The organism is Pseudomonas sp. CCI3.1 (genome assembly GCF_034313985.1).
Classification (GTDB): Bacteria; Pseudomonadota; Gammaproteobacteria; order Pseudomonadales; family Pseudomonadaceae; genus Aquipseudomonas; species Aquipseudomonas psychrophila.
The window spans coordinates 2,777,614-2,804,088 of record NZ_JAVIWO010000001.1 but is presented as its reverse complement, the minus strand read 5'-3'; the positions used below and the strand labels follow the sequence as shown (position 1 = coordinate 2,804,088).

Annotated in this window: 18 protein-coding genes; 16 read left to right on the top strand and 2 right to left on the bottom strand. The window is 58.7% G+C overall.

Features of this window, described 5'->3' with window-relative positions; genetic code table 11:
• Positions 1–185 precede the first annotated feature (185 nt).
• The 9 genes from glnE (at position 186) to RGV06_RS12690 (ending at position 11,177) form a co-directional block, all read left to right on the top strand.
• Positions 186–3,128, top strand: coding sequence for a bifunctional [glutamate--ammonia ligase]-adenylyl-L-tyrosine phosphorylase/[glutamate--ammonia-ligase] adenylyltransferase (glnE, locus tag RGV06_RS12730; RefSeq protein ID WP_019825358.1), 2,943 nt, complete (start codon positions 186–188; stop codon positions 3,126–3,128).
• 118 nt (positions 3,129–3,246) lie between these two features.
• On the top strand, positions 3,247–4,170 hold the full coding sequence (locus RGV06_RS12725; RefSeq protein WP_019825360.1) for a branched-chain amino acid transaminase: 924 nt from the start codon (positions 3,247–3,249) through the stop codon (positions 4,168–4,170).
• Positions 4,171–4,228: 58 nt separating this feature from the next.
• Entirely contained in the window at positions 4,229–5,263 is a 1,035-nt protein-coding gene (gene waaF / locus RGV06_RS12720; RefSeq protein ID WP_019825361.1) for a lipopolysaccharide heptosyltransferase II, read from the top strand.
• Positions 5,264–6,325 carry a lipopolysaccharide heptosyltransferase I gene (waaC, locus tag RGV06_RS12715; RefSeq protein WP_019825363.1) on the top strand — a complete coding sequence of 354 codons (1,062 nt, stop codon included), beginning with the start codon at positions 5,264–5,266 and terminating at the stop codon, positions 6,323–6,325.
• On the top strand, positions 6,325–7,446 hold the full coding sequence (locus RGV06_RS12710; protein ID WP_019825365.1) for a glycosyltransferase family 4 protein: 1,122 nt from the start codon (positions 6,325–6,327) through the stop codon (positions 7,444–7,446). The genes waaC and RGV06_RS12710 overlap by 1 nt, the downstream gene beginning before the upstream one ends.
• Entirely contained in the window at positions 7,446–8,252 is an 807-nt protein-coding gene (gene rfaP, locus RGV06_RS12705; protein WP_046809150.1) for a lipopolysaccharide core heptose(I) kinase RfaP, read from the top strand. Before RGV06_RS12710 ends, rfaP begins: the two co-directional genes overlap by 1 nt.
• Positions 8,252–8,986, top strand: a complete 735-nt coding sequence (locus RGV06_RS12700; protein ID WP_322150136.1) for a lipopolysaccharide kinase InaA family protein — start codon at positions 8,252–8,254, stop codon at positions 8,984–8,986. Before rfaP ends, RGV06_RS12700 begins: the two co-directional genes overlap by 1 nt.
• Positions 8,983–9,735 carry a lipopolysaccharide kinase InaA family protein gene (locus tag RGV06_RS12695; protein ID WP_322150135.1) on the top strand — a complete coding sequence of 251 codons (753 nt, stop codon included), beginning with the start codon at positions 8,983–8,985 and terminating at the stop codon, positions 9,733–9,735. Before RGV06_RS12700 ends, RGV06_RS12695 begins: the two co-directional genes overlap by 4 nt.
• On the top strand, positions 9,735–11,177 hold the full coding sequence (locus RGV06_RS12690) for a lipopolysaccharide kinase InaA family protein (protein ID WP_322150134.1): 1,443 nt from the start codon (positions 9,735–9,737) through the stop codon (positions 11,175–11,177). The genes RGV06_RS12695 and RGV06_RS12690 overlap by 1 nt, the downstream gene beginning before the upstream one ends.
• Positions 11,178–11,280: 103 nt before the next feature.
• Here RGV06_RS12690 and RGV06_RS12685 read toward each other — a convergent pair whose 3' ends face one another.
• A complete protein-coding gene (locus RGV06_RS12685) occupies positions 11,281–13,356 on the bottom strand; it encodes a TonB-dependent receptor family protein (RefSeq protein WP_322150133.1) in 2,076 nt (691 codons plus the stop codon).
• A gap of 165 nt (positions 13,357–13,521) precedes the next feature.
• Complete coding sequence (locus RGV06_RS12680; RefSeq protein ID WP_322150132.1) at positions 13,522–17,808, bottom strand: membrane-targeted effector domain-containing toxin; 4,287 nt, start codon at positions 17,806–17,808, stop codon at positions 13,522–13,524.
• Between the two features lie 251 nt (positions 17,809–18,059).
• On the opposite strand from RGV06_RS12680, the gene RGV06_RS12675 reads away from it, so the two are divergent.
• The 7 genes from RGV06_RS12675 (at position 18,060) to RGV06_RS12645 (ending at position 26,352) form a co-directional block, all read left to right on the top strand.
• The gene (locus tag RGV06_RS12675; RefSeq protein WP_019825376.1) at positions 18,060–19,817 is read left to right on the top strand and encodes a carbamoyltransferase; all 1,758 of its coding nucleotides are present in this window, start codon (positions 18,060–18,062) and stop codon (positions 19,815–19,817) included.
• Positions 19,801–20,931 carry a glycosyltransferase gene (locus tag RGV06_RS12670; protein WP_198822336.1) on the top strand — a complete coding sequence of 377 codons (1,131 nt, stop codon included), beginning with the start codon at positions 19,801–19,803 and terminating at the stop codon, positions 20,929–20,931. The genes RGV06_RS12675 and RGV06_RS12670 overlap by 17 nt, the downstream gene beginning before the upstream one ends.
• Positions 20,931–21,827, top strand: a complete 897-nt coding sequence (locus RGV06_RS12665; RefSeq protein WP_046809154.1) for an antimicrobial resistance protein Mig-14 — start codon at positions 20,931–20,933, stop codon at positions 21,825–21,827. Before RGV06_RS12670 ends, RGV06_RS12665 begins: the two co-directional genes overlap by 1 nt.
• A 129-nt stretch (positions 21,828–21,956) precedes the next feature.
• Complete coding sequence (locus RGV06_RS12660) at positions 21,957–23,375, top strand: PIG-L deacetylase family protein (protein ID WP_322150131.1); 1,419 nt, start codon at positions 21,957–21,959, stop codon at positions 23,373–23,375.
• A gap of 63 nt (positions 23,376–23,438) precedes the next feature.
• Positions 23,439–24,323, top strand: a complete 885-nt coding sequence (locus RGV06_RS12655; RefSeq protein WP_173667386.1) for a DUF6625 family protein — start codon at positions 23,439–23,441, stop codon at positions 24,321–24,323.
• The gene (locus tag RGV06_RS12650) at positions 24,320–25,471 is read left to right on the top strand and encodes a glycosyltransferase (protein ID WP_046809155.1); all 1,152 of its coding nucleotides are present in this window, start codon (positions 24,320–24,322) and stop codon (positions 25,469–25,471) included. The genes RGV06_RS12655 and RGV06_RS12650 overlap by 4 nt, the downstream gene beginning before the upstream one ends.
• A complete protein-coding gene (locus RGV06_RS12645) occupies positions 25,468–26,352 on the top strand; it encodes a glycosyltransferase (RefSeq protein ID WP_322150130.1) in 885 nt (294 codons plus the stop codon). The genes RGV06_RS12650 and RGV06_RS12645 overlap by 4 nt, the downstream gene beginning before the upstream one ends.
• Positions 26,353–26,475 lie beyond the last annotated feature (123 nt).

The window sequence follows — 26,475 nt, the reverse complement described above, 5'->3', positions numbered from 1 at the left end:
TGTTTGGTTGTGCGAAAAATCGATATTGTTGGTGTGTTTCTCGTTATTCAGCCTGAGAGATGCAGGCTGGATGCTAAACAATATGCGCTTACAGCTATTTATAACCTTTGTTCGACAGTCGGATTAAACCGCTGTTTCTTCCTGTCACCGTACTCGGCAACACCATCGCCGATCAAGGATAGACCATGAGCCTTCCGTCGCTTGCACCAATTCCCGGCCTTTTACAGTCACTGGCCAGCCGTGCCGAGCAATCGTGGCGCACGGCGGTTGCCGGGCTTGAAGGCGAGCAGGGGCTCGATGACTGGTCGGCCCAGCGCTGGCTGGCGTTCAGTCGGGTCAGTGCCGCGAGTGACTTCTTTATAGAACAGTCTTTGCGTGACCCTTTGATGTTGCTTGAGCTGGTGGGCTCGGGTGAACTGGACCGCAGTTTCGCCCCCGGCGAGTTGTGTGCCCAGATCAGCGTCGCCGCTCAGGCTGCAACGACTGATGACGAACTGGGCCGCGCACTGCGCCGCCAGCGTACCCGTCAACAGATCCGGATTATCTGGCGTGACATCAACCGCCAGGCCGATTTGATTGAAACCTGCCGCGACCTGTCGGACATGGCCGATGCCAGCATCGATCAGGCCTATCGCTGGTTGTATGTGCGCCATTGCCAGCAGTTCGGCACACCCACCGGGCATCGCAGCGGCGAGCCGCAGCAAATGGTGATTCTGGGTATGGGCAAGCTCGGGGCCGTTGAGCTGAACTTGTCTTCGGACATCGATCTGATCTTCGCCTACCCCGAGGGTGGCGAAACGGTGGGTGCCAAGCGCCCGCTGGATAATCAGGAGTTCTTTATCCGTCTGGGCCAGCGCCTGATCAAGGCCCTGGACCCAATGACCGTCGACGGTTTTGTGTTCCGCGTCGATATGCGCTTGCGCCCGTACGGCTCATCCGGCGCCCTGGTGCTGAGCTTCAATGCGCTCGAGCAGTACTACCAGGATCAAGGCCGCGACTGGGAGCGTTACGCGATGATCAAGGCGCGGGTCGTGGCCGGTGATCAGGTGATGGGCGCACAGCTGCTCAGTTTGCTGCGGCCGTTCGTGTACCGGCGCTACCTCGACTTTTCGGCGATTGAAGCGCTGCGCACCATGAAGCAACTGATCCAGCAGGAAGTACGGCGCAAAGGCATGGCCGACAATATCAAGCTGGGGGCGGGCGGGATTCGTGAAGTCGAATTTATCGCTCAGGCGTTCCAGCTGATCCATGGCGGTCGCGACCTCAGCCTGCAGCAACGCCCGCTGCTTAAAGTGCTGACCACCCTGGAAGGCCAGGGATATTTGCCGGCCGAAGTGGTCAGCGAACTGCGCGAAGGCTATGAGTTCTTGCGCTACACCGAACACGCGATCCAGGCCATTGCCGACCGCCAGACCCAAATGCTGCCCGACACCGAACAGGATCAGGCGCGCATTGCTTTCATTATGGGCTTTGACACCTGGGCTGCATTCCACGAGCAATTGATGACGTGGCGTGGGCGCATCGACTGGCATTTCCGTCAGGTGATCGCTGATCCTGACGAAGAAGAGGTCATCGACGAAGGCGAATTGATCGTCGGCGGCGAGTGGCTGCCGCTGTGGGAAGAAGATCAGGACGACGCCGCTGCCTGTGCCCAGCTGGAAGAAGCCGGGTTTGTGGATGCCCCCAAAGCCTTGAAGCAATTGGCGGCCCTGCGTTCCAGCCCGCAATTGCGCGCCATGCAGCGCTTGGGGCGGGAGCGTCTGGATGCCTTTATCCCGCGTTTGCTGGCCCAGGCCGTTGAGCACGCCAATCCCGATCTGGTGCTGGAGCGGGTGTTGCCGCTGGTCGAAGCGGTGGCCCGGCGCTCGGCTTATCTCGTGTTGTTGACCGAAAACCCCGACGCCTTGCGGCGTTTGCTGACCCTTTGTGCCGCAAGTCCGTGGATCGCCGAACAAATCACCCGTTTCCCGTTGCTGCTCGATGAGTTGCTCAATGAGCGTCGACTGTTCAAACCGCCCTTGGCGCCAGAGCTGGCGGCCGAGTTGCGCGAGCGTCTGACACGTATCCCGGAGGACGATCTTGAGCAGCAGATGGAGGCCTTGCGTAACTTCAAGCTGGCTCACCGTCTGCGAGTTGCGGCATCGGAAATCGCAGGCAGCCTGCCTTTAATGAAAGTCAGTGATTACCTGACCTGGCTGGCCGAAGCGATTCTGGAGCAAGTGCTGGCGCTGGCCTGGCGTCAGACGGTGGCCAAGTACGGCACGCCGCAGCGCACTGACGGCAGTTTGTGCGACCCCGGCTTTATTATTGTTGGCTACGGCAAGGTCGGCGGTATCGAGTTGGGGCATGGCTCGGATCTGGACCTGGTGTTTATCCACGACGGTGACCCGAATGCCGAGACCGACGGCGCCAAACCTATCGACGGCGCGCAGTTTTTCACCCGGTTGGGGCAGCGCATCATCCACTTGCTGACGGCCCAGACCAACTCCGGTCAACTGTATGACGTCGATATGCGCCTGCGTCCCTCAGGTGCATCGGGATTACTGGTCAGTTCCCTGGGCGCTTTTGAGCGTTACCAGGAGAGTGAGGCATGGACCTGGGAGCATCAGGCGCTGGTGCGGGCACGGGTGCTGGTGGGCTGCAAGCAGGTGGGCAGTGCGTTCGAAAAAGTCCGTGCCAGCGTGCTGGGACGTGAACGCGACTTGCCCACCTTGCGCCAGGAGGTCAGCGAGATGCGGGCCAAAATGCGTGGCAACCTTGGAACCCGGATAACCGCTGCCGGAACAGCTGAAAACGCCTTTGAGGCCACGGTGCCGTTCGACCTCAAGCAGGATGCCGGAGGTATCGTCGATATTGAATTTATGGTGCAATACGCGGCCCTGGCGTGGTCCAGGGAACATCCGGCGTTACTGCGCTACACCGATAACATCCGCATTCTGGAAGGGCTGGAACAGGTCGGGCTGATGCCCGCCACTGATGCCAGCCTGTTGCGCGAGGCCTACAAGGCTTTTCGCACCGTCGCCCACCGTCAAGCCTTGCAAAAAGAGGCCGGCGTGGTCACGGGGGACCAGCTTGTAGTCGAACGTCAACACGTGCGGCGCATATGGTCCGAGCTGGGATTGAGCTAGCTTGCTGGCTTAAGTACAGAGTTAAAGCTGTAAGAACGTATCCGGCGGGTCCATAAGCCCCGTCCAATTTGCCTGACGCCTCGTGGCGCGGGTGCTGGATTCTTTGAGGAGCGTAATGATGTCGATGGCTGATCGTGATGGTGTGATCTGGTATGACGGCAAGCTGGTGCCGTGGCGTGATGCTACGACGCACGTGCTGACCCATACATTGCACTACGGCATGGGCGTGTTTGAAGGTGTACGCGCTTACGAAACCCCGCAGGGCGCGGCGATTTTCCGCTTGCAGGCACACACTGACCGCCTGTTCGATTCGGCCCACATCATGGGCATGAAGATCCCGTTCAGCAAAGACGAAATCAACGAAGCGACCCGTATTGCGGTGCGTGAAAACAACCTCGACAGCGCCTACATCCGCCCGATGGTGTTTTACGGGTCCGAAGCCATGGGCCTGCGCGCCACTGGCCTCAAAGTCCACGTAATCATCGCGCCATGGAGCTGGGGTGCCTACATGGGCGCCGAGGCCCTGGAAGTCGGGATCAAGGTGCGTACCAGCTCCTTTACCCGTCACCACGTGAACATCTCCATGACCCGGGCCAAGGCCAACGGTCACTACATCAACTCGATGCTGGCCCTGCAGGAAGCGATTTCCGGCGGTGCCGACGAAGCGCTGTTGCTGGACCCGGAAGGCTTCGTGGCTGAAGGCTCGGGCGAGAACGTGTTCCTGGTCAAGGATGGCGTGATTTACACCCCGGACGTGACGGCGTGCCTGAACGGCATCACCCGCAGCACGATCCTGACCCTGGCCACCGAGCTGGGTTACAAGTTTGTTGAAAAACGCATTACCCGTGACGAGGTGTATATCGCCGACGAAGCGTTCTTTACCGGTACTGCGGCTGAAGTGACGCCGATTCGTGAAGTCGACGGGCGTCATATCGGTATCGGCCGCCGTGGTCCGATCACCGAAAAACTGCAAAAAGCCTATTTCGACCTGGTGACCGGCAAGACAACGGATCACCCAGAGTGGCGTACACTGGTCAAATAAAGCGATATGGCACTACAGCAGGGAGGCGAATGCCTCCCTTGCTTGTTTATGGAAACTTATGAATATTTTGATCGTTGGGCCCAGCTGGGTCGGTGACATGGTGATGGCGCAGACACTGTTTCAGTGCCTCAAGCAGCGCCACCCGCAGTGCGAAATCGATGTGCTGGCCCCTGAGTGGAGCCGGCCCATCCTTGAACGCATGCCTGAAGTTCGCAAGGCCTTGAGCTTTCCGCTCGGCCACGGCGCGCTCGAACTGGCCACGCGACGCAAGATCGGCAAGTCCCTCAAGGGCCAATACGATCAGGCAATCTTGCTGCCCAACTCGCTGAAATCAGCTCTCGTGCCGTTCTTTGCGGGAATCCCCAAGCGCACCGGCTGGCGTGGCGAATTTCGTTATGGCGTGCTCAATGACGTGCGCAAGCTCGACAAAGAACGCTACCCGTTGATGATCGAGCGCTTCATGGCGCTGGCCTATGAGCCAGGGGCGGATCTGCCCAAGCCTTATCCGCGCCCGGCCTTGCAGATCGATCCGCAAAGCCGTGCCGGCGCACTGGCAAAATTTGGCCTGGAACTGGACCGCCCGGTGCTGGCGCTGTGCCCGGGTGCCGAGTTTGGCGAGTCCAAGCGCTGGCCGTCCGAGCACTACGCCAAAGTTGCCGAGCAAAAGATCCGCGAAGGCTGGCAGGTGTGGTTGTTCGGCTCCAAAAACGATCACGCTGTGGGCGAAGACATCCGCTCGCGGTTGATCCCGGGGCTGCGTGAAGAGTCGGTCAACCTCAGCGGCGAGACTTCGCTGGCCGAAGCCATTGATTTGCTGTCGTGTGCCGACGCCGTTGTGTCCAACGATTCGGGGCTGATGCACGTGGCTGCCGCGCTGAACCGTCCCTTGGTGGCGGTGTACGGCTCCACATCGCCGGGCTTCACCCCGCCGTTGGCCGACAAGGTCGAAATCGTACGCCTGGGGCTCGATTGCAGCCCATGTTTTGATCGCACCTGCCGCTTTGGCCACTACAACTGCCTGCGCGAGTTGATGCCGCAGCCGGTGGTTGAAGCCTTGCAGCGTTTGCAGGGCTCACCGGTCGAGGTCAACTAGGTGCGCGTTCTGTTGGTCAAAACCTCATCCCTTGGGGATGTGATCCATGCCTTGCCTGCGTTGACCGATGCGGCGCGGGCGATCCCAGGCATCACCTTTGACTGGGTCGTGGAAGAAGGCTTTGCCGAAATCCCTACCTGGCACCCGGCGGTGGGCAAGGTCATTCCGGTGGCGATTCGCCGCTGGCGCAAAAATATCTGGGAAACCATCAAAAGTGGTGAGTGGCGACGCTTCAAGCAAAGCCTGCGTGCCGAAAAATACGATCTGGTGATCGACGCTCAAGGCCTGGTCAAAAGCGCCTGGCTGACCCGTTACGTGAAAGCCCCGGTCGCCGGTCTTGATAAAGACTCAGCCCGTGAACCCTTGGCCAGCCGCTTTTATCAGCGTCGTCTGGCCGTGGCTCGTGGGCAGCACGCGGTCGAGCGTTTGCGTCAGCTATTTGCCGTGGCGCTGGGCTACGACCTGCCAAAAGGGCTGGGTGACTACGGCCTCGACGTCGAACGCCTGGTTGAATTACCGCGCAAGAAGCCTTACGTATTGTTTTTGCACGGCACCACGTGGGACACCAAGCACTGGCCCGAAGTGTACTGGCGCGACCTGGCCCTGCGCATGGGCCACATGGGTGTCGAAGTCCGCTTGCCCTGGGGTAACCCGGCTGAAAAGGCCCGCGCCGAACGCATCGCCGACGGCCTGAGCAACGCAGTGGTGCTGCCCAAGCTGAATCTGGCGGGGGTTGCCAAGGTACTGGCCAGTGCCAGCGCCTGTGTGGCGGTCGATACCGGGCTGGGGCATTTGGCGGCGGCACTGGATGTACCGACCATCTCCCTGTTTGGTCCCACCAATCCGGGCCTGACCGGTGCCTATGGCAAGGTGCAAATCCACCTGGCCAGCGATTTTCCGTGCGCACCGTGCCTGCAGAAAAAATGCACCTACACTCCGACTGCACAGGACCAGCAGCGGTTTGATCTGAAAAACGAGTGGCCGTTGTGCTTTACCCGTTTGAACCCTGAGCGTGTCGCGAGTCGATTAAGCACGTTGTTACTGGCTGAGGAACTGCGCTGATGCAACTGGCTTTTGTGCTGTACAAATATTTCCCGTTTGGCGGGCTGCAACGCGATTTCATGCGCATTGCGCTGGAATGCCAGAAACGTGGCCATCAAATTCGCGTCTACACCATGATCTGGGAGGGTGACATTCCCCCCGGTTTTGAAGTGCTGGTGGCGCCGGTCAAGGCGTTCCACAACCATACCCGCAACGAAAAAATGCTCGCCTGGATGCAGGCCGACCTGGCCAAACGCCCGGTGGACCGCCTCGTCGGCTTCAATAAAATGCCGGGGCTGGACGTGTACTACGCGGCCGACGGCTGCTTTGAAGACAAGGCGCAAAACCTGCGTCATTCGTTTTATCGCTTTTTCAAGCGTTACAAACACTTTGCTGAATACGAACGGGCGGTGTTCGACAAGAACGCCAAGACTGAAATCCTGATGATTTCAGAAGTCCAGCAGCCGCTGTTCATCAAACATTACGACACCCCGCTGCAGCGATTCCATCTGTTGCCACCGGGCATCGCCCTGGACCGTCGCGCGCCTGCCAATGCCGTAGAGATTCGCGCCGATTTTCGTCGTGAATTCAACCTGTCTGACGACGATCTGCTGCTGGTGCAAATCGGCTCCGGGTTCAAGACCAAAGGCGTTGATCGCAGCCTTAAAGCACTGGCAGCCTTGCCTGCCGAGCTTAAGAAGCGCACCAAGCTGTTTGTAATCGGTCAGGACGATCCCAAAGTCTTTCAATTGCAGAGCGCCACGCTGGGGCTGGGCGATCACGTGCAGTTCCTCAAGGGGCGCAGCGACATCCCTCGCTTCTTGCTGGGCGCGGACCTGTTGATTCACCCGGCCTACAACGAAAACACCGGCACCGTGCTGCTTGAAGCCCTGGTGGCGGGTTTGCCGGTACTGGTCAGCGCCGTCTGCGGCTACGCCCACTACATCAGCGACGCCGATTGCGGCCGGGTACTGGACGAGCCGTTTGAGCAGGCGCAACTCAATGAATACCTGACACACATGTTGTCCGACGATGCTGCGCGCGCGGCCTGGAGCCAAAATGGCCTGGCCTACGCGCAGACGGCCGACCTCTACAGCATGCCGCAGCACGCTGCGGATGTGATTCTGGCGGAGCAACACTGATGAAACTGATTCTTGCCGAACCGTTCAAGAGCTTGTGGGCAGGACGCGATGCGTTCACCGAAGTCGAGCGCCTGGAGGGCGAGGTTTACCGCGAACTGGATGGTCGACGTACCTTGCGTACAGAAGTCGAGGGCCGCGGTTATTTTGTGAAAATCCACCGTGGCATTGGCTGGGGTGAGGTGTTCAAAAACCTGCTCACGGCCAAGCTGCCAGTGCTGGGCGCGGGCCAGGAATGGCGGGCAATCAAGCGCCTTCACGAAGTCGGCGTACCTACCATGACTGCCGTCGCGTATGGCGAAAAGGGCAGTAACCCGGCGCAGCAGCACTCGTTCATCATCACCGAAGAACTGGCGCCAACGGTCAGCCTCGAAGACTTCAGCCTCAACTGGATCAAGCAGCCGCCACAGCCAAACCTCAAGCATGCGCTGATCGCCGAAGTGGCGCGCATGACGGGCATGATGCACCGCGCCGGGGTTAACCATCGCGACTGCTATATCTGCCACTTTTTGCTGCACACCGACAAACCGGTTACAGCCCAGGCCTTTCGTTTGTCGCTCATTGATCTGCACCGGGCCCAGGTTCGACCGGTCATCAGCAAACGCTGGCGCAACAAGGACCTGGCTGCACTGTATTTTTCTGCACTGGATATCGGCCTGACCCAACGGGACAAGCTGCGTTTCCTGCGGGGTTACTTCCAGATGCCGCTGCGTCAAACCCTTCGCGAAGAAGCCCGCCTGCTGGCATGGCTGGAAGGCAAGGCGAGCAAACTCTACGAACGCAAACTGCGTTATGGGGATGCACTGTAATGGCGGGTTGGAATCTTGAACCCGCTTACAGCGCACTGGCGTCTGATTTTGGCAGTCTGGAAGCGGTATTTGCCCTCCAGGGCGAGCACCTCACCCGCGATCCTCTTTCGGAAGTGATCCGTGTGCAGCGCGATGGCGTCAATTATTACGTCAAGCGTTACACCGGTGCGGGCAAGGGCTTGCGCCGCTATTTGGGCCGCCCTCGGGTCAAATCCGAATGGCAGAACCTCAAACGCTTCGACAAGTGGGGCATTCCCACCGCCGAAGTCGTGGCCTGGGGGCTTGAGCGCAGTGGCTTTGCCTACACCCGTGGCGCCATGATCACCCGTGAACTGCCCAATACCCGCGATCTGTCCGAACTGGCGGACCACCATGATCCCCTGCTCAAGGACCGTGCCTGGGTCGATTGTGTCAGTCGCCAGTTGGCGAAGTGCACCCGGATCATGCACAACCATCGTTTTACCCATAACGATCTGAAGTGGCGAAACCTGCTGGTCGACGATCAGCCCAAGCTGTTTTTGATCGACTGCCCGAACGGTGACTTCTGGCGCGGTTTCTGGCTCAAGTACCGCATCACCAAAGACCTGGCGTGCCTCGACAAAGTGGCCAAGTACCATTTGTCCTACACCCAGCGTTTGCGTTTTTATTTCCAATACACCGGGCGCACTACGCTCAATGCGGCGGACAAGGAGCGTGTTCGTCATATCGTGCGTTTTTTTGAGGGCCGGGAATGACTGATTTTTTAGCGGATGCGGATCGGGCTTTGCTTGAGCGCAACGGACTGGCTGACTTCGATGCGCTGTGGGCTGTGCAACTGGAAGCCGTGGACGAGCCCAACACCAGCGGCGGTGGCTGGAGCAGCGTGTTTCGCATGGACCTCGAAGGCCAGGGCTTTTACCTCAAGCGTCAAAGCAACTACCTGACCCGTACCCTGCACCGGCCATTGGGCGAGCCGAGCTTCGCACGAGAATTTCGTAATATTCAGCGTTATCAGCACATGGGTATTCCAGCGCTGGAAGCGGTGTTTTTTGGCGAGCGAAAAGTGCCTGGCGAACATCGCGCGGTGCTCATGACCCGTGCGCTGGATGGCTGGAATGACCTCGATTCGTTGCTTGAACAATGGCCGCAATTGACCACTGAGCAGCAGCAGGCAATTTTGCGTGAATGCGGCCTGTTGGCGCGTCGCCTGCACGCTGCGCGTCAGGTACATGGCTGTTTTTATCCCAAGCACATCTTCTTGCAGGCCGATGGCTCGGGTTATCGCGCCCAACTGATCGACCTGGAGAAAACCCGCCCCTTGTTGCTGGGCCAGCGTGACCGGGTCAAGGACATCGAACCGTTGCTGCGTCGGGCCCATGCCTGGAGCGATGCCGAGGTGCGGTCCTTGCTCGCGGCCTATCTGGATCAGCCTGTCGACAGCGGTTTGGTGGATGCCTGGCTGGCGCGGCTGAATGTGCGTCGCAGCCACAAGGGGGCTCGCTGATGCGTTTGTCCGAATTGCAAAAAGCCGGCCGGTCGCCCGGTTTGCCGCTGAGCATTGACCTGGCCGATGCTGCCGGGCCTGCACAGTTGCAACTGCTGACGTTGCTGCGGGTATTACCCGGGCAGCGTTATGTGGGGGCCGGCGTGTGGCGCGGGCGTACAGTGCTGGCCAAGTTGATGGTGGGTAGCAAGGCTGCGCGTAACTTTCAGCGAGAACTGACGGGTGTGCGCCTGCTGGCTGATCAAGGTTTGACCACGCCGCAGCTGCTGGCCGATGGCTTACAGGAAGGCGAGGGCGGCTGGTTGCTGTTCGAGTTTCTGGAGCATGCCCAGAGCCTGGGTGACGCTTGGGGCGCGGTGGAGTCGTTGCCGGTTCTGGCGGACGAACAAGTGGCCGTACTGGCCCAGGCGTTGGCCGCTATTGGTCAGATGCACCTCAAGGGCCTGTGGCAGGAAGACCTGCACCTGGACAACCTGCTGCGTCAGGACGGCAAGCTGTACCTGATCGATGGCGCGGGTATTTGCGTCGAAGAAGCGGGCAAGCCACTGTCGCGGCAAAAAGTCCTGGAAAACCTCGGTGTGTTTTTTGCTCAATTGCCGAAAAGCCTTGAGCCGTTTATCGAAGAATTGCTGGTGCATTACCTGTTGAGCAATGGTGAACACGCCTTGCCGCTAGAGGCACTGCTCAAGCAGATCGAGAAGGTTCGTACCTGGCGCCTCAATGATTTTTTGAACAAAGTCGGTCGCGACTGCTCGCTGTTCAGCGTTCAGCGTAACGCCTTCGTCTTGCGTGCGATTCGCCGTGAAGAAGAGGCCGCGATGCTGCCTGTACTGGCTAATGCCGATGCCTTGCTGGATCAGGGGCATTTGTATAAAACCGGCGGTGCAGCCAGTGTCGGCAAGGTTGAAGTGGCGCGCCGCACTCTGGTGGTCAAGCGGTACAACATCAAGGGCTTTGCGCACTGGCTCAAACGCTTCTGGCGTCCGAGCCGTGCGTGGCATTCATGGCGTGAGGGCAATCGACTGGAATTGCTGGGCATTGCTACGCCTAAACCGCTGGCACTGCTGGAAACCCGTTTTCTGTGGTTGCGCTCCAAAGCGTATCTGGTCACCGAGTATCTGCCGGGCCCTGACATCATCGAGCGTTTTGCGCCGTATGTTGAGCAAGGTGACGCGCCGGAATCCGAATTGCAGGCGCTGGATCAGTTATTTGCCGACTTGATCCGCGAACGCATCAGTCACGGTGATCTCAAGGGGCATAACGTGTTCTGGGACGAGGGGCGCTGGGCGCTGATCGATCTGGACTCCATGTGCCAGCACGCCAGCCTGAAGAGTTTCGCCACCGCGTACGCCCGTGACCGAGCGCGCTTCATGCGCAATTGGCCGGTGAGCAGTACGTTGTATCAAGTGATAGAGGGGCGGTTGCCCAAAGACCTTGGCTGAAGCGTAACCAAGATTTTGTGTGGGGGTATTGTCTGTGGGAGCGAGCCTGCTCGCGAATGCTTTTCGCGAGCAGGCTCGCTCCCACAGGGATGGTGTTATGGCTTCAGAAGCTGTACTGCGCCCCGGCTCCGGCATACCACGACCGTCCTGGCGCGGCCTCGTAGAAGCGGCTGTTGCCGTCCGCCACAATCACCGAACCCACATATTGGCGATCCAGCAGGTTGTCCAGACGCAACGTCTGGTGAAAGGTCCAGTGCTCGACCTTCTGCTCAAACTTGGCCCGCCAGTTAAACACGCTGTAGGCCGGTGCCGCCTTGGCGGAGTTGGTGTCTTCGACATACACCTTGCTGCGATACATGCCTTCGACGGCGGTGCTGAGCCAATCAACCGGCTTCCAGTTGACCTCGGCAAACAGTGTGGTCTGTGGCACGCCGGGCAGGTAATTACCTTTGTCGACCGTGCCTTTGGTGCTGGCAAAGTCACTGTCGTAGGTCGCTTGCAGGCGGGTATAGGCGAGGGTTGAGGTCCAATGCTCGGCCAGTTGGCTTTCGATGCCCAGCTCAAAGCCGCGGCGCAAGGTGCGGCCGGCGTTTTGGTAAGTGGTACGACCGCCAGTATTGCTTGCAACCACCAGCTCATCTTCAGTGGTGATCTGGAATACCGCCGCATTGATTCGTGTGTTGTTTAGCTGGGCTTTCAGGCCCATCTCGTATTGAGTGCTTTCGGAGGGCTTGAGGCCGAAGTTAAAGCCCCGACCACTGGGCGAGTACGCCAATTCGGCCTGGGTCGGCGTTTCAAAGCCCTTGCCCGCGCTGACATAGCCATGCAGCTCAGGAGTGAAGGCGTACATCACGCTCATCGACGGCGTGGCTTTCTCATAGCGTTTGGTGCCGCTGTCGTCGCCGTTGCTCAAAAATTGATCATCGACGTCCATCTCCATGGTGCTGTAGCGCAATCCGGCCTGCACGGTCCAGTTGTCCAGCGCCCAGTTGGCCTGCACATACGGGTCTAGGCTGCGGGCGGTGTCGACTTCGTCGCGCACCAGCGCACCTTTGACCCCCAGTTGGTCGCCGATGTAGTTGTTGTAGCCGTGGCGGCTGTCCTGGCTTTGGTCGAAATCCAGGCCGCCGATCAAGGTCAGGTCACCCGGCACGCCATACACCGGTTGCATCCAGCGCAGGCTGCCACCGTAGAATTTTCGGTCGAATTGAACGACACCACCGCCTTGTTTATTCCCGTCTGCGAACCAAGGAATCGCCAAATACTGAATCACGCTTCGGGTGCCGGTGTAGGCATTGACCTGCAGGGTCGCGTCGCCGATATAGCGCTCGTAGTTCATTCCCAACTGCTGATGGTCGATGCTTTTGCGGGTGTTGTAGGTCAGGGCGTTGGGCGTCACGGAGCGCGGGTCGGCCTTGTAGGCGGCCCAGCTTTGGCCCAGCGGGTCTTGCGTACCGTTCTGCTCAAGGCTGCTGTAGATCAACGCCAGCTTGCTGTCTTCATCGGGTTTGAGGTTGAGCTTGGCGAAGGTCTGGTCACGGCGGGCGGCGCTGTGGTCGCGGTAGCCGTCGGTGTCCATGCGCGAGGCATCAAGCACAAAGCCCACGTCATCGGTGGCACCCTCGGCGGTGAGGTGGTTTTTACTCAGGCCGTCGCTGCCGACTAGCGTTTCGGCGCCAATACGCGGCGGGCCTTCGCCGTCACGGGAGAACATCTGGATCACGCCCCCGGCGTTACTGCCATACAAGGTGGCTGCCGGGCCGCGCAGAACTTCAATGCGTTCGGCCGTGTCGAGGTTGAAGGTCGCAGCCTGCCCCTGACCGTCCGGGGTGCTAGCGGGAATGCCATCGGCAATCAGTTTGATGCCACGTACGCCAAACGCCGAGCGGGCGCCAAAGCCCCGGGATGATATTTGCAGGTCCTGGGCGTAGTTCTGACGGTTTTGCACCACCAGCCCTGGTACGCGGGACAGCACTTCGGAAGCATTGATGCCTAACTGGCCATCCTTGATGTGTTCCTGATTGATGCTGTCGACCGAGTACGGCAGGTCAAAACTGGGGCTGGCGCTGCGCGAGCCGGTAATGACGCTGGGGTCCAGTTCCAGGGTTTCGGCATGGACCAGGGGCGTCAGGCAGAGGCCGGGCAGTAGGGCCAGGTGAGCGGGTACGAAATATTTCATGGGCAAATCGGGGTTCCGTATGACGCGACCCGTCCAGGGCAACGGGGATGAGGCTAGCAGAGGGCGCGCAGTTTAGCGGCTGAGGTGGGGATATCCAGTAAAACAAGCACAAGGACCTGTCAGGGGCGTCCTTGTGCTTGGGCGTCTTGAGCCTGAGGCGTCGCGTTACTGCACGTGCGTCATGTTGATGTCTTGCAAGTCATGGATCAGGCCGTTCAGGGTGCCATAACGTTTTTGGTGGAGGGTTGGCCAACTGTCGCGCTCGATAAACAGTTGGCCCCCGGGGTCGGTCTGCAAGGGGGTGTGAATGATTTCGTGGCTGCTGGAGCGATGAATCAACTCTGCGCCTTTAGGTGAAGCGCTCTCAAACCGGAAATAGCCCGGGTCCTTGAGCCGGGCATTGGTTTGCGCCAGGTAAAGCGCAGGCAGCTTGGGTTTTGTGCCTGGAATGTCGATCTGCAACCAGTAGTCATTTTTCAAAAACAGGTAGTCCTCATGCGCCATGACCGGCGGGATGATGTCACCTATATCCATGCGCAAGCCCAGGCTGGTGCCTGGGGCAGTATCCGATATCCGTACACCCACGACGCCCTCGAGCTCGCCCAGCCCCGGGATACCTTGAAAGCTATTGGCATGGGAGTTTCCCGTGAGGGCAATCCATTTGTGCACCCCAGTGCGTGCCTGATGAGCGCGAATGGTGCGTGAGGCAAAGTAGCTGAACGTTTCATAGCGGGTCAGCCAGGGTGTTTCGCTTGGGGTGCCTTTCGAAAAGTAACTGGCCGAGCAATCAATGGCGACAATCTGGATGCCGTGCCGTCTGGCCTCGCGCACCAATTGGCTGAATGTGTAGGGGCTGGAGGGAGCAATGCGATGGCCAAGATCCTGATTCTGCAGAAACTTGTCCAGCCTCAAGGGCATTTTTCCGGTTTGGAAGTAGTCATCTAGCAGGCTTTGGTGCAGGTCGCTTTGCAAGTGCTCCAGGTAGAGCGTTTTTACATCGCTTGCAGACAAATGAGCCATGTTTTCAATCAGGATTTTTTTACCCGACTGGTGGGCGTGGGCTTCACCCCAGACGATGCCATCTGAATGCTCGAAAAGATGCTTGATCAGGTCTTGCGGTGTCACGTTGTTGGGCAGTAACGGCCGAGTGACACGGGGCTTTGCAGGCTTTGTCAGGTACCAGGCTTTTGCATCCGCGAGCAGTTTGACCCTTAGGTTTTTGAACACCCGATGTGCAGCGCTCTGTTTGGAGGCAACATCCATAAACTCATAGTCGCCATCCAGAGCGGAGCGATAGTTGTCGATGATCTCGACAAGTGTTTCCTTGTATTCACCCGGCATGTCGTAGTCGCTGTATTTGACCGCAGGCGGGTCGATAGCCAGCCCCGTATGATCACGGACCAATGGCTCCCAGCGCTTGCTGTTGTCCGCCAGCCTGTGCTTGATTTCCCAGCGCCCGGCGGTGCGTCGCACCTTGTAAATTGCGCTTGTGACACTGTGTGAGCCCCGTGGAAGTTGCAAGTACCAGGTGCGCCCCAGCCAGCCGCTATAGACCTCAAATACAATGCCGTTTTGCTGGATGTAACGCATGTTGCTCAGCCGGTAGATGCCTTGCTCGTCAGGGGTGTGACGGCTGAGGTCGACGCCACTGATTCGTGCGCGCTCTATGACGCGTTCAATTCCGGGTTTTTGCTTGAGCAAGGGTGCGGTCAGGTCGGCATCCCAGAGACCGGCCGAGAGTTGGCGCAGGGGAATGCTGTACGGCGCGTCAGGTTTGCGTTCATCCACGGCGCGCCAGAGTTCATCAAGGTTGTCGTACCGGCTGCGGTAAAGATTGCCGTGGGAGTCTTTGGTGTAGTGGGTGGTCTGGCCATTGCTGGCGAGCGCCTCGTAGACCCCGGCACCGTATGTGTCTCCCGTACGCAGCCTTAGCCCGACACCAGGGGCTGTGCTGGCGCCCCCTGGACTCAATGAGGGGGAGGGCTGCTTGATGCGCTGGCGGATCGAGTTGCCGAATATTGCAGAGCCGGTGAAGTCTGACGCTGCATCAGTCAGGTGAGTGATGGACTCTAAGAAGTGCAGCAACGCTTCGTTTTTTTCGTCTCGTTGCAGGGCGTCGAGGCCTCTGAGGATCTGATGGATAAACCGCGCCAGTACGATGGGCAGCAACACCTTGATCGGTAGCGCGAACGAGATGATATCGATTGCCGTCAGCGCTGCGTCGGTTGCGGTGCTGACGTTGCTTTCCCAGGTCGAGGTTGTCTGCTCGTCGGCATCGTGAATGGCATGCAGGGCTTCGGTGTCGTAAGACGTTTCGAACAGGTTAGGGCTGATGGCCTGCAGTTGCAGGTGGCTGTCGGTCAGGCCCTGGATGAGCAGCGGTTTGATATAGGCCTGTTGTGCTGCCGTTACGCGACGCAGCAGGTAGCTGCGCCATTGAGGGCGTGACAGCATCTGGCCCAGCTCATTGCGTGAGTTGGCGATCAGGAACCAGCGGTTCTCTGAGGCGTCGGGGGTGTAGCACAGCAATTGTTGCGAGCCGGTTGAACTGAAGACCAGGACCCCCGGCAGTGGTTTGTAGCGCAGCATCAGCAGATGGACTTTGACCTGCGCACCGTTGACACGCGGGCGGCTGCTTTCTGCTGGGTGCTCCAGCGCGGCCCTGACCCACGCCGCCTGGTCGGCGCTCAGGGCGCCCGACAGTCTGGCTTCGAGCAGGTCCAGGCTCAGTTGTGCTTGCTTGAAGGCGACGTAACGCTCCTTGCGCCACTGGGCCTGTCTGGAGTTGACCAGCAGGTCGTTGAGCCTTTTTTTGTAGTGCTCGCCGATGTCCAGTTGGCGCACCAGTGCTTTGAGGTAGCTGCTGTTCAGCACCGGATGCCTGTTGCCCGCGCCATCCTTGACCTGTGCTGTCAGGGCGAAGGTCAGATCCCAGATGCCGACGTTGGACAACGCCAATTCGCTCAGGCTGCGCCGGGTGGTGTGGTAGCTGATGGCCGGCCCCGTCCTGTCCAGGCTCACCCCGGCAGCAAACCCGGAGCCGCCAGTGGGGTTGATCAGCGGGCCGGTGCGTTGGGCCTCTGTGGTCGAGATAAAAATATCGTCGGGGTCTACGTCTATACCGTGGTCTTTTTTGATCTGTTGTCGCAACTCAAGGCGGGCATAACCTAGCAAAGTGTGTTTACGCCCGATTTCACCCAGGGGGCGGGCGTCGTCGGTCTCGGCCGCCTGGCGTTGGTGGTTCAAACGCTCAACCGCCAGCCGCCATTGGGTTTTGTCTTCCTCCGAGGCGTTTTTCAACCAGTCGGGCAATTGCCTTTCCACCAGTCGGGTGTAGCGGTTTCGCACAATATTGGTTGGATTGAGGGGTAGGCTTGAGTTCAGTGACTGGTCGATAGACTCGGATAACAGATCGAGAGACGCGTTTTGCTTCAGGGTGCGTGCCACAGACCAGGCATGGCGCAGGTCGTGTTCTTGTTTGTGGATCAATTGATTGCAGTAGAAGGTGGGTACGTCATGGTCCTCCACCGGGTGGTAGCTCACGTCCTCATGAGCCATGGCCGACATGCGCTGCTCTGCCAGTACGCAATCGAGCAGCGCCTCGCGCTGGTAAGGGTCCTTGAGCCGGGCGCTCAGTTCATGGGTAAGCGCGGCGATTGAGTCGAACTCTTGCAGACCGCTGTTGGGCAGGTAAAACACGACGGTGTGCGGGCTGGCGTCTTGAACCGCACGGATGTCCCGGGGGTCGGCAGAACCCAGGGGGAGATTTCTGCGGGTGATCACGAATGCGCCATGAAGGGGGCTGGGGTTTTGGGGGGCAGGGCCGGTGAATGCCAGCGTATAAAAGCCGTAGGCGCTGGGGCTTTGTTGCGCGGATGGCAAGTTGGTATCAGGCAAGAGCTGGTTAATGGCTTCCATCGCGTTGGGGCTAAGGGTGGTGTCTGTGTGGCGTACGGTAGCTTCGGCCCGGATCAGTTTTTGGGCCAGTTGAGCCAGCCAGTCTTTCGGGGTCAGCGCGTTGAGATCGTCATGAGGCGTTCGCCAGAAGTCATTCAAGGCATCCCTCACACACAGTTCTGGGGAGCGGACTACAAACTCAAGGTACTTTTCAAGCTCCGGGATGGTGATGCCGCTGGCAAGGTCCTGGTCGTCCAAGGTGTAGGCGTCTGTGTAAATCCGCAACGAACCCTGGACGAAGGTCGGAACCTTTGCGGTTTGATAACACTGGTCTATGAGGGCGGTCACGGACTGGCTGACGATGGTCGGAAGCTGCCCGGGTTCGGGCACTGCTTGTGCATTGAGAAAGAGAAAGTCTGTGCAAGTGTCAGCGGGAAGGTGCGGGAAAAACATCCGCAAGCGGTGATCCAGTGACAGATCGAGGTTGGGGAGGGCATTGCGCAGCAAAAGCAGTTCGTGTGCTGCATTTGTCAGGTTTTCGAGGGGGGTAGGCATCTTGTATGTCCTGTGAGTTGACGCGTACGTCGGTGTAATCACAGGAAACCCCCAAACGTTCAGGGGCTGGGCTTACATAGATCTAGAATTGGTTGTTGGCGGACTCTGGTGTGAGGCGTGGCAAATCGCGCTGGGTCATTTGCGGTGTCTTTACGCTATAATCCCGCTCTTTAGCTGTTTCTCGCCTTGCGGGGGACGCATTAATTTTTCAGGCGCCCGCCGCCTGCCTGCATTCAAAAGAGGCCCAACCTGTGGCATTGACGATTCTTGGCCTGTCCGGCGCCCTCAGCCATGATCCCTCCGCAGCCCTCTATATCGACGGCAAGCTGGTAGCGGCGGCTGAAGAAGAACGCTTCGTGCGTGATAAGCATGCAAAGAACCGCATGCCCTACGAGTCCGCGAAATTCTGCCTTGAGCAGGCGGGTATCAAACCTTCCGACGTTGACGTAGTGGCGATCCCGTTCGCGCCGATCAGCTTGTTCGGCAAGGCACGCTGGCATTACGCCAAGCGCTACTGGTACGCCCCGGACCGCGCCCTTGACGCGATCCTGATGGGCAACCGTCGCTACAAACGCTATCGCAACAAAATCGTGTTCTGCCTTGAGCAACTGGGTTTCGACCCGAAGAAAATCAAGATCGAACCGGTTGAGCATCACCTGGCCCACGCTTCCAGCGCCTACCACTGCTCGGGTTTCAAAGAGAAAACCGCGATCCTGGGTATCGACGGCAAGGGCGAGTACGCCACAACGTTCTTCGGCTACGGCGAAAACGGCAAGATCACCAAGATCAAGGAGTTCTTCGATCCGGACTCCCTGGGTGGCCTGTACGGCGCGATTACCGAGTTCCTCGGTTTCGAGATGCTGGACGGTGAGTTCAAGGTCATGGGCATGGCGCCGTACGGCGACGCCAGCAAATACGATTTCTCGCGCCTGGCCTCATTTGAAAACGGCGAGCTGGTGATCAATACCGAATACGCCAACGTGATCGGCCTGCGTCGCTACAAAGAGAAAGGCAAGGGGTTCTACTTCTCGCCAAAACTGATCGAGTGGCTGGGACCAAAGCGCGAAGGCGATATCGCCGACGAGCCGTATATCCACTACGCGGCCAGCATGCAGGCGCTGTTTGAAAAACTGTCGCTGCAGATGATCGATTACTACCTGGGCGACATTCTTAAAGAGACCGGCAAGATGGCCTTTGCGGGCGGCTGCGCGTTGAACGTGAAGCTGAACCAGAAAATCATCGCCCGTCCTGAAGTCAAAGAACTGTTCGTTCAACCTGCCTCCGGCGATGCCGGCACCGCTGTCGGCGCCGCTGCTTACGTGTCTCACGCTCGCGGCGTGCCGGTCGAGAAGATGGAACACGTCTACCTCGGCCCTGCCTACAGCAACGAAGACGTGATCGCAGCCTGTGCCCGTCACCCTGGCAAGCCTGCGTATCGCAAGATCGAGGGCACTCCGGAGAAGATCGCCAAGATCATGGTCGACGGCAACCCGGTGGCCTGGTTCCAGGGCCGCATGGAGTTCGGTCCGCGTGCATTGGGCGGTCGTTCGATCATCGGTTGCCCGAGCAGCGAAGGCGTGGCTGACCGCATCAACGAACAAATCAAGTTCCGCGAGCGCTGGAGGCCTTTCTGCCCGTCCATGCTCGACACCGTTGGCCCGCAGATGATCAAGGTCGATCACCCGGCACCGTTCATGACCTTCACCTTTGAAGTGTCTGACGAATGGAAAACCCGCGTGCCAGAGGTTGTCCATGAAGATGGCACTTCCCGTGCCCAGGTGCTCAAGCGCGAATACAACCCGCGTTACTACGACATGATGAAGGCGCTCGAAGTGCTGACCGGTAATGGTGTGTCGCTGAACACGTCGCTCAACCGTCGCGGCGAACCGATGGTCTGCTCGCCGACCGACGCGCTGAACATGTTCTTCGGTTCCGATCTGCAGTACCTGATCATGGAAGATATTTTGGTAGTTAAAGACGGCGCCGAGACTTATGAATCGCTCGACTGAGCGTCATGTGCTGCAGTTCTGTCACGGCTATGACGGGCCGTTCCTGGACTGCGCGCGCCAGTACGCCAGCCTGTTTTCCGGCACCGGGTATAAGGTCACCACGGTCTTTTTGACCGGGGCGGCCGACCCTGAAGTGGCAGCAGGCTGCGATTCTGATGAAGTGCTGTTTATGGAGTTCAGCTCAAAGGCCATTCGTGGCCTGAAGCTGGGCGCCATCGCGAAGCTGCGCAAGATCGCAGCTTCGCGCAAGTTCAGTTTTTGCATCGCCCACCGCTTCAAGCCGATATATATCGCCTTGTTGGCCACTGGTTTGCCGGTGATTGGCGTACATCACGCATTTGGCGACTATGAGCGGCGCAGTCGCAAACTGTTCGCTCACCTGTTTCGCAAGCGCCTGAGCCTGCTCGGTGTGTCAGACGCGGTGCGCGACGACATGCGCAAGTGTTTGCCCAAGTGGCCGACTGGCCGTATCAACACGCTCTATAACCGCATCGATATCGATACCGTACAAGCCGACCAGTTGTCTGGCACTCCGGCGCGTGAAGCGTTGGGGTTGTCGGTTGACGGTTTTATTGTCGGTAACGTCGGCCGTCTGCATCCGGACAAGGACCAGGCTACGCTGATTCGTGGTTTTGCCAGTGCATTGCCCAACCTGCCTGCTGACAGTCAGTTGGTGATCATGGGCAAGGGTCGTCTGGAGCAGGATCTCAAAGAACTGGCCCACGAACTCGGGGTCGGCGGGCAGGTGCTGTTTTTGGGCCAGGTGCCCGATGCACGGCGTTATTTCCGGGCCTTTGATGTGTTTGCGTTGAGCTCCGATCACGAGCCGTTCGGCATGGTGCTGCTTGAAGCCATGGCGGCAGGCGTGCCGTTGTTGGCAACGGCTTGTGGCGGTGCAAAAGAAGTCGTCGAGGGTGTGGGTATCCTGTTTCCGCTGGGCGATGCTGAGCATCTGGCCCAAGGCCTGCAACACTTGGCGCAACTCAATGATGAGCAGCGCCTGGCGTGCGCAGAGCTGATGCTGGCACGCTTGCATGAGCGTTTCAGCGATGAAGCGGTGCGCGATACCTTCTGGCGCTTGGCGCAAGTCACCGACCTGACTGCGGAGTCCTGATGCTCAATCGATTTCAAGGCTGGCGCGAGCGCAGCTGGAGCGTTGTCGATGCTGACACCTATGCCAATGCCTGGCAGCGTTTTGGTGGCAGTGTTGCCACCCATCCGCTGGTGGTTGAGCGCCTGGCGCAGCTGGCGGGTATCCCGGTGCGGTATCTGGCCTGGGAGCAAGACGGCGAGCTGAAAGCGGCGATCCCGACCTGGGGACGCGATCTCGCCTTGTCCAAGGATGTGCTCAAGCGTCACGGTAAAAAAGGCCTGTTCGACCTGGGCAATGCCGAGCTGATCCTGCCCGCTGCTGCGGATGCTCAAGCGCCTTTGCGACATCGTGGGCGTTATCTGTCCCAACTCAATGAGGGCCGTTTCAGTACGCTCAAACCTCAGGCCGAGCAGTTGGCCATGGCCCGCACACCCGAAGAGCTGTCGAAAAAATTCCGCTATAACCAGCGCCGCGAGCTGCGTCTGCTGGAAGAGGCTGGCGGCGTTGTGCGCCCGGTTTCTGAGTTTTCCAGTGCAGAGCTGGCGAGCATTTATTGCGATTTATTCCTGCGGCGCTGGGGTTTTGTTGCCACCGGTGCGGAGCGCATGGCCGAAGTGATCGAGCTGTTGCGTGAACTGTTGATCGGTTCGGTGATTTTTCTCAATGATGCGCCGATAGCCATTCAACTGGTGTACCGGGCCGAGTCGCCAGAGTGGATCAGCGTCGAGTACGTCAATGGTGGCGTCGACCCTGAAACCCGGGAATTCAGCCCCGGCAGCGTGTTGAGCTTTATCAATACCCAAGCCGCCTGGGAGCAGGCCCGTAGCGTCAACAAGCCTTTACGCTTCTCGTTTGGCCGAGCCGATCGCGAGTACAAAGAGCGTTGGTGTAACCCGGTGCCTGTGTTCAAAGTCTGAAACATACGCACATAAACCTTGTGGGTGCGGGCTTGCTCGCGATGGTATTACTGCGATTTTTTTTACATGTCGTAGTGCCTGCACCGCGAGCAGGCCCGCCCACGGGCGTTCAATCACAAGAGCCAAGTCATGAGCCAGCCCATGAGTCGCAAGCAACAGCTCCTCAAGCGTCACCGGCGCAACAAGCGTATTAGCCTGCTGATTGGCCTGCTGGTGCTGATTGCCAGTGGTGTGGTGTTGGCCTGGTGGCTGGCGCCGGTGTTGGCGGTGCTGGGCTGGGTGGCTCACGAAGCCTGGTTTGCCGATCACTTGTTCTATTCGGCCCAGGACGATTACCGGTACAACTTTGCGCCCGACACTGAGCACCCGGTGGTTCGCCTTGTGGGCGACAAGCTGGTTGTTGATCAGCCGCTGATGCTCGATGGCGATGAAACCGTGATTCTGGCAATCAAGATTAAAAGTGGCTGGCTGGGGCGTTTTTTCGATCCGTATGTACAGCTGTCGGGCCCAGAGCCAGCAGACCGGCAAACCTTTGAACGTGGCGTCAACGGTCTGCGCTATCTGAATTTAAGCGGCTGTGGCTCGGCTCTGGTCGGTGGGAGACTGCATGTTCGCGGTCGTTTTTGCCGCGCCCTGGGTCAGCCTGAACTCTGGGTTTTGCGCCAGCCCGATTATCGCGATCAGCGCGTGATGGTGATCGCTCCCCACGCCGACGACGCTGAACTGGCTGCTTTCGGGTTGTACAGTCAGGCCCGGGAAGCCTGGATTGTGACCCTGACCGCGGGTGAGATCGAAGCCGAACATTATCAACAGATGGGTCTGGAGCGCGCCGCCGCCGCACGTCTCAAAGGCCGCTTGCGTGCCTGGGACAGTATGGTTGTGCCGCGTTGGGCCGGGGTGCCTGAAGCCCGTTGCGCGCAACTGGGGTATTTTTGCCTGCAATTGCCCGCCATGCGGGCTGCCCCCGATCAACCGATGGCTTCGCGAGAGGCTGACTTGAGCGACACACGCGTGTTCCGCCAGTTCAACCCGTTCCCGCTGCCCGGTGATCTGGATGGCGCACCGACCTGGAATAATCTGCTGGCGGACCTGCGGGCGTTGATCCTGCGCGCTCGCCCAGAAGTGGTCGTGCTGCCGCATCCGGCAATCGATCCGCATCCAGACCATATCTGTGCCCACGCCGCCGTCATAGAAGCACTTGAGGGCCTGGCGTGGCAGCCGACCACCGTACTTGGCTACGCCAACCATCTGCATGACAACGATCGTTGGCCGATGGGCAACAGCGGGGATGGCATTGCCTTGCCGCCGGTGTTCGATGCCTCCCTCAGCCTGCGCCCTTGCAGTCTGGCGCTGAACCTGGAGCAGCAGCGAGACAAGGCCATGGCGCTGGGCATGATGCATGACCTGCAGCCCCGAGCCGCACTCAAGCGCAGGCTGCGGCGGTCGATACAGCAGCTCTTGGCAGGCAGAACGCCATCACCTTATGGCGAAAATGAATTCTTTCGCAAAGCGGTTCGGCGTCATGAACTGTTTTGGCGACTCAAATAATAAGAACACAGTAAGCAGGGCCATAGCATTGGTTCTAATCTCGACCTTTACATTGAGTTCCTCGTGATAAAACCATCACCGCGTATTTTATTTGTGATCCCTTACTTCGGCCGATGGCCGTTCTGGATCCCTTTTTTCCTCGAAAGTTGTCGGCACAATCCTGATATTGACTGGCTGTTTTTCAGTGACTGTGGGGTACCTGAAAACCTGCCGGCCAACGTGACCATTGAACCCATCAGTTTTGCCGATTATTGCCATAAAGTGTCGGAGCGCCTGAAGATCGATTTCTCGCCCAAGGACGCCTATAAGCTGTGCGATATCAAGCCGGCGCTGGGCTATATCCATGAAGACCGCCTGCAGGGCTACGACTTCTGGGCCTTTGGCGACATTGATCTGATCTACGGGGATTTGCGCAGCTATTTCACCGCCGAGCGTCTGGCGCGTTATGACCTGTTTTCCACCCATGAGCGCCGAGTGGCTGGCCATTTGTGCTTGCTGCGCAATACGGCTTGCAAGCGCGAACTGTTCATGAGGATCAAGGACTGGCAGCAGCGCTTTACGGATGACCAGCATCATGCGCTGGACGAAGGGGCTTTCAGCCGGATTTTCCTGTGGCGCAAAAATCTGCCAAAACCGCTGTTCGAGCTGGTGGGCCAATTTAATCCACTACGCCGTACCAGCGAATTCACCGAGGCATTCAGCACCCCGGGCGGGTGCATCAAGTGGCATGACGGTACTGAGAACTTCCCGGGCAAGTGGTTCTGGATCAACGGCAAATTGAAAAATGATCGTGACGGCGACCATACCTTTCCTTATTTTCATTTCGTGTGCTGGAAGCGTAATGAGTGGGCGAAGCTGCCTGCTCCTGATCCAGTTGCAATCCAGCGTCTTGCTGCAGAGCCGACCTGGGTTATTGATGCCACCGGGTTTCACCGGGGAGACTTATGAAGCGTTCCAAGGTTTTGCAATTGCAGCCCGATTACAACGTCAAATCCCATGACTTTGCCGATCTCGCCGAGCAGATCGTGCGCGCGCTCCCCCGTGAGCGCTACGAAATCACGGCGGCCTTTTTGCGTGGGCGTCCGGGTCCGGGTGAGCCGGTGAGCAAGGCTGATCACTCGGTGTATTTCGAATTCAGCGACAAATCGCTCAAGGGTATGCGTCTGCGCGCCATGTGGGCGTTGTATAAGTTTTGCCGTAAAGAGCAGTTTGATGTGGTGATTTGCAACCGCTTCAAGCCGGTAAATATGATGCTGCAACTCAACCGCTGGCTGAAAATCCCGTTGTGCGTGGGCATTTCACACGGCTTTGGTGAGTACGACCGCTTCTATCGTCGCAGCCAGGCCAAGCGCCTGATCGACAAGGCATGGCGCTTTGTCGGCGTGTCGCCTGCGGTCAAACAGTATCTGCTCGACTGCAAGTGCGGTTTCACCGAGCAAAATACCGTGGCCATCACCAATGCTATCGACATTGAACAAGCTGAAGCCCTGCAACTGCCACGCCAGCAGGCCCGTGAAAAACTCGGCCTGGACCAGGATGCCCGGATGATTGGGGCACTTGGACGGTTGGTCCCGATCAAGGGCCATCGTTTCTTGCTGCAAGCCTTCGCCGCCCTGAAAGACAAATACCCGACCGCGCAGCTGGCAATCATCGGCGCCGGGCGTGAAGAGTCGCGCTTGCGCGAACAGATCGAGCAGTTGGGCCTCAATGGCCGTGCGCATCTTCTGGGTTTTCAAGAGAACGCACTGCAGTACGTGCGCGCCTTTGACATCTGGACCATGCCTTCGCTGGCTGAAGGCCTGGGGTTGGCATTGCTTGAAGGCATGAGCGGGCATTTGCCGGTGATCGCAACCCATGTGCCGGCGATGTTGCCGCTGATTGAAGGCGCCGGTGGCCTGGCCGTGAAGCCCAGCGATGTGGCAACACTGACCGCCGCGCTGGATGAATACCTGGCCTTGTCGGATCAGGCACTGCAGGCCAAGGGCGAACAGGCATATCGCTACTTGCAGGAGCACCACGACATTGAAGTGTTCCGTCAACAGTATCTGGATTTGATCGACTCTGGCTTGAGCCAGGCACGCAAGGAGCACCCATGACAGATTCGCAACCCTTGGTAACGGTGATCATCGCCTCTTATAACCACGGGCCTTATATCGAGCAGAGCATCCAGAGTGTTCTGGACCAGACCTATCCCAATATTGAGTTGTTGGTGATCGATGACGGCTCGCCCGATGACAGCGTGGAGCGCATTGAGCGCTTGCAGGCGGTGCATGGTTTCGACTTTCGGGTACAGCAGAATCAGGGGCTGACCAATACCCTTAACGGCGCTATTGCCCGCGCCAAGGGCAGTCTGATTGTGCCGTTCGGCTCCGATGACATCATGATGCCGGACCGCATTGCGGTGCAGGTCGCGTATATGAATGGCAAGCCCGAGGTGGGTATTTGCGCGGGCAATATCGAGTTGATCGATGCCCAGGGCAACCCCTTCCCGGAGAAGCGCCAGCGCCGGGATGTGCCGTTCAGGCGTCTGGATTTCGATGACATGTTCCTTGAGCGCAAACCGTATCCGCCAGCGCCCACCCTGATGATCCGTCGCGAAGCGCTGGACAAGGTGGGGGGGTTTGACCCGAGCATTCGCCTTGAAGACCTGTACATCGAGCTGAAGATTACCCATGCCGGGTACTTTATCGACGGTCTGAACGTGGTGATGGCGCGCTATCGCAAGCACGCCACCAACTCCTACAAGAACCATCGCTTCATGATCGACAGTATTTTGCGTATCTATGCACTGTTCAGTGATCACCCGCTGTATGACGAGGTGCGCTACAAGTTTCTCAACTCCATGTTCCTGAAAACGGCCAATCGCAATCGTGCGCTGGCCCGTGAGTTGTTGGCCCAGATTCCGTTCAAGCACTGGACGGGTAAGACCTGGCGAGGCTTGGGACGGTTGTATTTTTCGCCGCTGGAAAAAGACTGAGACGGGAGGGCGTGCGTCTAGGGCTGGATTGAACGATGTTGGGCGAAGCGTGCGATCTGTCCATGACCTAACCGTTTAGAACGGCATCCGTGGGGATGGGGTGGTGGGCAGCGATGGGTGGCT

Bases quoted from the DNA above. Each gene is read 5' to 3' on its own strand.
- glnE (WP_019825358.1), top strand. From the start codon at position 186: ATGAGCCTTCCGTCGCTTGCACCAATTCCCGGCCTTTTACAGTCACTG.
- RGV06_RS12725 (WP_019825360.1), top strand. From the start codon at position 3,247: ATGTCGATGGCTGATCGTGATGGTGTGATCTGGTATGACGGCAAGCTG.
- waaF (WP_019825361.1), top strand. From the start codon at position 4,229: ATGAATATTTTGATCGTTGGGCCCAGCTGGGTCGGTGACATGGTGATG.
- RGV06_RS12710 (WP_019825365.1), top strand. From the start codon at position 6,325: ATGCAACTGGCTTTTGTGCTGTACAAATATTTCCCGTTTGGCGGGCTG.
- rfaP (WP_046809150.1), top strand. From the start codon at position 7,446: ATGAAACTGATTCTTGCCGAACCGTTCAAGAGCTTGTGGGCAGGACGC.
- RGV06_RS12700 (WP_322150136.1), top strand. From the start codon at position 8,252: ATGGCGGGTTGGAATCTTGAACCCGCTTACAGCGCACTGGCGTCTGAT.
- RGV06_RS12695 (WP_322150135.1), top strand. From the start codon at position 8,983: ATGACTGATTTTTTAGCGGATGCGGATCGGGCTTTGCTTGAGCGCAAC.
- RGV06_RS12690 (WP_322150134.1), top strand. From the start codon at position 9,735: ATGCGTTTGTCCGAATTGCAAAAAGCCGGCCGGTCGCCCGGTTTGCCG.
- RGV06_RS12685 (WP_322150133.1), bottom strand. From the start codon at position 13,356: ATGAAATATTTCGTACCCGCTCACCTGGCCCTACTGCCCGGCCTCTGC.
- RGV06_RS12680 (WP_322150132.1), bottom strand. From the start codon at position 17,808: ATGCCTACCCCCCTCGAAAACCTGACAAATGCAGCACACGAACTGCTT.
- RGV06_RS12670 (WP_198822336.1), top strand. From the start codon at position 19,801: ATGAATCGCTCGACTGAGCGTCATGTGCTGCAGTTCTGTCACGGCTAT.
- RGV06_RS12665 (WP_046809154.1), top strand. From the start codon at position 20,931: ATGCTCAATCGATTTCAAGGCTGGCGCGAGCGCAGCTGGAGCGTTGTC.
- RGV06_RS12660 (WP_322150131.1), top strand. From the start codon at position 21,957: ATGAGCCAGCCCATGAGTCGCAAGCAACAGCTCCTCAAGCGTCACCGG.
- RGV06_RS12650 (WP_046809155.1), top strand. From the start codon at position 24,320: ATGAAGCGTTCCAAGGTTTTGCAATTGCAGCCCGATTACAACGTCAAA.
- RGV06_RS12645 (WP_322150130.1), top strand. From the start codon at position 25,468: ATGACAGATTCGCAACCCTTGGTAACGGTGATCATCGCCTCTTATAAC.